The 4,834-nt window shown below is 43.2% G+C and carries 6 protein-coding genes; all 6 read right to left on the reverse strand.

All coding sequences use genetic code 11. The features are described from left to right. Nucleotides 1-338: pilus assembly FimT family protein (locus AC29Z1_RS13580; RefSeq protein WP_488271990.1), on the reverse strand; the 338-nt coding region annotated here is incomplete at its 3' end. Next, complete coding sequence (locus tag AC29Z1_RS13585; protein ID WP_488271991.1) at nt 314-1,060, reverse strand: prepilin peptidase; 747 nt, start codon at nt 1,058-1,060, stop codon at nt 314-316. The genes AC29Z1_RS13580 and AC29Z1_RS13585, both read right to left, overlap by 25 nt. Before the next feature lie 65 nt (nt 1,061-1,125). Further along, a complete protein-coding gene (locus AC29Z1_RS13590) occupies nt 1,126-1,497 on the reverse strand; it encodes a type II secretion system protein (protein WP_488271992.1) in 372 nt (123 codons plus the stop codon). A 19-nt stretch (nt 1,498-1,516) separates the two neighbouring features. Next, the gene (locus AC29Z1_RS13595; RefSeq protein ID WP_488271993.1) at nt 1,517-2,722 is read right to left on the reverse strand and encodes a type II secretion system F family protein; all 1,206 of its coding nucleotides are present in this window, start codon (nt 2,720-2,722) and stop codon (nt 1,517-1,519) included. Between the two features lie 51 nt (nt 2,723-2,773). After that, a complete protein-coding gene (locus AC29Z1_RS13600) occupies nt 2,774-3,829 on the reverse strand; it encodes a type IV pilus twitching motility protein PilT (protein ID WP_488271994.1) in 1,056 nt (351 codons plus the stop codon). 15 nt (nt 3,830-3,844) lie between these two features. Next, on the reverse strand, nt 3,845-4,540 hold the full coding sequence (locus AC29Z1_RS13605; RefSeq protein WP_488271995.1) for a GspE/PulE family protein: 696 nt from the start codon (nt 4,538-4,540) through the stop codon (nt 3,845-3,847). Nucleotides 4,541-4,834: the final 294 nt, after the last annotated feature.

A 4,834-nucleotide genomic window follows, 5' to 3' on the forward strand; every position in this document is an offset into this window, starting at 1 on the left:
ACCGAAACACTGGATGGCAATCTAACAAACTTTAGGCTGTGACCACTTACCAACACAGTATACTGATAAGGTTCAGCAGATGCAAAAACCATCTGCGGGGTTGCCTCACCACCGCTATTAATGGTCAGTTGCTGCATCCAGCGCAGATCTGCCGCCAATTGCCGTGCTGCACTATCCATTTCCCTTCTAGCTATCACATCTCCCATTTTTGGAGCGGCTAATGCAGTTACCAACGCTATAACGGCAAACACCATCAGCATTTCGAGCAAAGTAAAGCCGTCCTGATCAACCAACCTTACATAACGATTGTTTTTCAGATAAAACTTTGGAAATACCATTGTATAATCTCAACTCCATACAAGGCGCTGATCAATGCAGCCATAGCAATAAACGGTCCAAAAGGAATACAATCATTGCGGGTCTTCAATTTAAAAAGCAGAAGCAATACACTGCCAAGGCCCCCCATGACAAAAGCTAAAAATAAAGTCAGAATCGTAGGCTCTAACCCCAACCACAGACCTAAAACCGCAATAAACTTAATATCGCCTCCACCTACACCGCCGCGAGTGATTAACGCAAGGCCAAGTAAAAAACCACCGCCAACAACAGCAGCAACCATCATATCCCAAATCCCAGGAAAATCAAGATATAAATTAATAAATACACCCACTACGGCAAACCTGCTAAGTACATTATCCAAAATAAGCTGGTGATCATAGTCAATAAACGCAATAACAATAAGAAATGAAGCAAAGATCAGGACTTTAACAAGCTCTGGACCTACAGCGATAACCTGGAAACACCAAAGAAATAACAGTCCGGTAAAGAGTTCAAGCATAACATAGCGTACCGAATAAGGCTTACCGCAGTAACGGCATTTACCCCATAATAATAGATAACTAACAATAGGGATTAAGTCCCAAGGTCTAAGCGACGCATTACACCAACGACAATGAGAAGCTGGAAACACTATGGAACGGTTCTGCGGCAGACGGTAGATACAAACACTGAGAAAACTACCAGTCATACAACCAATAAAAAACATGCATAGAGTAAGCAAATAAAATACTCCTAACAATCATTGTCCTAAAGACAAACCATTCTGCTTAGAATAGAGTTATTTACTTATGATTTTTCGCTCCAATCGGCATAATACGACTTACCAATAGATTCCAGCGTTACATACGCTCGGCCACTCTCAATGCCATAAGTAACTTTCTTATCCTGGTACTTAAAACTTTGTTCACCACTTTTCATGGTTGACGAAAAATAAGGTGCCAAGGTAGTAATATCTGTAGCAAATACACCTGTTGCCGCATAATGTTGGGCAATAGCGCTGTCTATCGTCCTCAAATCAGCTTGAATTCTCGCTTTGGTTGCACTATCTGCAACACTGGTAAATCTAGGTATAGCTATTGCAGCTAGCATTCCGATAATGGCTATCACTATCAACAACTCAATTAAAGTAAAACCTTTTTGATGATTTATTTTTCTCATAATCCTACCTCTGTTCACGTTATATCGTTTTACAATGAGTAAGTACATCAAACATCGGTAACATCACTGAAATCACAATAAACCCGATAATCACACTCAGGATACCAATCAATACTGGCTCTAACATACTGCTTAACCGATTAACCATATCCTCAACAGCACTATCATAAAAATCTGCAATTTTTTCCAGCATTTTATCCAGTTCGCCGGTTTCTTCACCAACAGCTACCATCTGCACCACCATCGGGGTAAACATATGGCTAGCCCCTAGTGGTGTTGCCAAACCCATTCCTGTTCGAATACTCATCTGTGCTTTAGTCAACGCATTTGTCATGCTTAGATTACCTAAACCTTTTTTTACAACTTCAATAGCAGTAAGAATAGGCACCCCGCCCCGGAGCAAAGTCGACAATGTACGGCTAAAGCGAGCAATCGCCATCATCCGCCATAACGGTCCAAATACCGGCAACACCAATAATAAGCGATCTGTAACTAGCCGGTTCTTGGGCTGCCGTGCCAATATTACTACCGTATAGGCGCATAATGCCAAAATAACAACCAGCCATATACCATAATGGGTAAGCAAACCACTGATCTCCAATACTATTTGCGTGGGCAGCGGCAATTCAGCCTGCATATCTTCAAATAGTTGTATTAAGGGCGGCAATACAAAGAGGAAAATAAAAGTAACAGATACTAGAGCAATACCAAGAACCACCGCCGGATAAACCATAGCAGATGTAATCCGTTCATTCAATTTGTGTTCTTGTTCAAAATGAACTGCCAGTCTGCTTAACACCTCAGCAAGCACACCGCCCACTTCTCCGGCTTCCACCATATGAATCATTATATCGGAAAACATATTAGCATATCCCGACATAGCCTTTGACAGTGATTCACCCTCTTGTACTTTTTTATAAATGACCCGCAAGGCAGCTTTTAATTGAGGATTGTAGGTTTGATCAATTAAAATGGTTAGACAAGATATTAACGATAAGCCAGCATCGGCCATTGTGGCAAACTGACGACAAAAAATAGCCAGATCTTTTGCACTCACTTTTCGCAGATTATGTATCATTGTTAATAAAAAAGATTCAGATTGCTGTGTTTTGATTTGAGTAACAAAATAACCTTTATTTCGAATATAGGCGGCAACTGCGTCTTGGCTGTCAGCCATAATGCTGCCTGTCAAGACGTGACCAGTACGATCTCTGGCCTTATACACATATGTTTTTGTCACTTACAGATACCTACCTCTCTCCTTAGCATACAGCGACTAGCTAGTCATACGGATAAACCCTTCCTGGTCCATAGCTCGCGCCAGCGCTTCTTCATAAGTTACGATCCCCTTCTGGCATAAATCACGCAACGACATATCCATCGTCTGCATCCCACCTTTAGCGCTGGTCTGGATAACCGAAATAAGCTGGTAGGTTTTGCTTTCACGGATTAAATTCCGCACCGCCGGTGTTGCCAGCATAATCTCCATGGCAGCTACTCGGCCGGAACCATCGCGGCGAGGCAATAATTGCTGTGTCACAATGCCTTGCAAAACAAGCGATAATTGCACCCGTATTTGTGGCTGCTGGTAAGGCGGAAATACGCCAATTAATCGTTCAATGGTCTGGGCGGCATCACCAGTATGTAATGTGGCAAACACCAAATGGCCTGTTTCGGCGGCTGTTATTGCAGTATGAATGGTCTCTGCATCACGCAGTTCACCTACCAGAATTACATCCGGATCTTCCCGCAGTGCCGCCCTGAGCGCATCGGCAAAAGACCGGGAATCAATATGAATCTCGCGTTGATTTACAATACTGGTTTTATGATTGTGTATATATTCAATGGGATCTTCCAAAGTAATGATGTGACAGGCCCGTTCGGTGTTAATTACATCAAGCATAGCTGCCAAGGTTGTCGATTTGCCGCTGCCAGTAGGGCCAGTGACAAGCACCAGTCCTCGCGGCTTTCTGGCTAATGTCTTAAGCACTTCCGGATGGCCAAGCTGTTCTAACGTAGGTACCTGTTCACTTATTACCCGAATAGCAACCGCCAATGAACCACGCTGCCGAAACACATTCACGCGAAACCGGCTTATGCCCGTGATCGCATAGGAAAAATCAAGCTCATCTAAGTTTTGAAGTTTATGTTGTTGTGCTGGAGTTGTAATTTCATTAACCATTAATTCCATATCGGCATGTATAAGTTTCGGGTATTGTGTAACCAGTAAACAGCCTCGTATTCGGAAAATAGGAGGAACTCCTACCGTAAGATGAACATCTGATGCTTGAGCTAATACTGCGTCTTTTAGCAGACTATCTATCTTCCGCATACGCCCCCTCCCGCTCTACTCATAACCTGAATAAGCAACCCGCCCGACCTCAGCTACGCTGGTAAATCCGCTGATGGCTTTGGCCATACCATCCTGCCACATGGTTTGCATGCCTTCCTTAATGGCAATACTTCGTAACCTATTGGCCGGTACCCGTTGATTAATGGCCTCACGCACATTGGGGCTAATAGTCATTACTTCATGGATGGCCATACGGCCAAAATAGCCAGTATGGCTGCAACGTGGGCAACCAGCCCCACGGTACAAACCAAGCCCATGTGTTAGTGTTAAATCAGTTCCTAACAGAGTCTGCCACTCCGGCGACTCCGTTTCAGGTATATAGTGCTGTTTGCAATCCGGACAAATTACCCGCACCAAACGTTGGGCAACAATCCCTAGTATTGAAGAAGCAACCAGAAAGGGTTCCAGTCCCATATCCAACAATCTGGTAATTGCCCCTGGTGCATCATTGGTATGTAATGTACTAAATACCAGATGACCAGTAAGCGCTGCCCGAATCGCAATATCAGCAGTCTCCTTGTCCCGTATTTCGCCAACCATAATCACATTGGGATCCTGGCGCAGAATTGACCGCAGACCATTAGAAAATGTTAATTTCGCTTTCGGATTGACCTGTACCTGATTGATGCCCTCTAACCGGTATTCCACTGGGTCTTCCACTGTGATCACATTTTTGTCTGAAGTGCTAATTTGGGTAAGAGTAGAATATAAGGTCGTGGTCTTACCGGAACCAGTTGGTTTAGTTGTGTAAGTAAAACAAAAACCAAAGCCTAGTAACTTCTAGGGGCTTTGGTTTTTGTGCTTATATTATTCAACGTATTTTAGATCGTATTTCGTTTTCAAAGATCAAGATTAAAAAAGATTATTCGACATTTGGAGTGTTTTTCCTCCAAACTATCCAAATTTATACAGCAAATATTCCCGGTAACACGTTTGGAGAATCGAATACCCTTGAGATACAAGGGTTAACGGGCATTTTGTCAC

The sequence above is a fragment of the Sporomusa sp. genome (assembly GCF_057736855.1).

What these genes read in the sequence shown, in the direction of transcription:
- AC29Z1_RS13600 (WP_488271994.1), bottom strand. Translation starts at nt 3,829, where the DNA reads ATGCGGAAGATAGATAGTCTGCTAAAAGACGCAGTATTAGCTCAAGCA.
- AC29Z1_RS13590 (WP_488271992.1), bottom strand. Translation starts at nt 1,497, where the DNA reads ATGAGAAAAATAAATCATCAAAAAGGTTTTACTTTAATTGAGTTGTTG.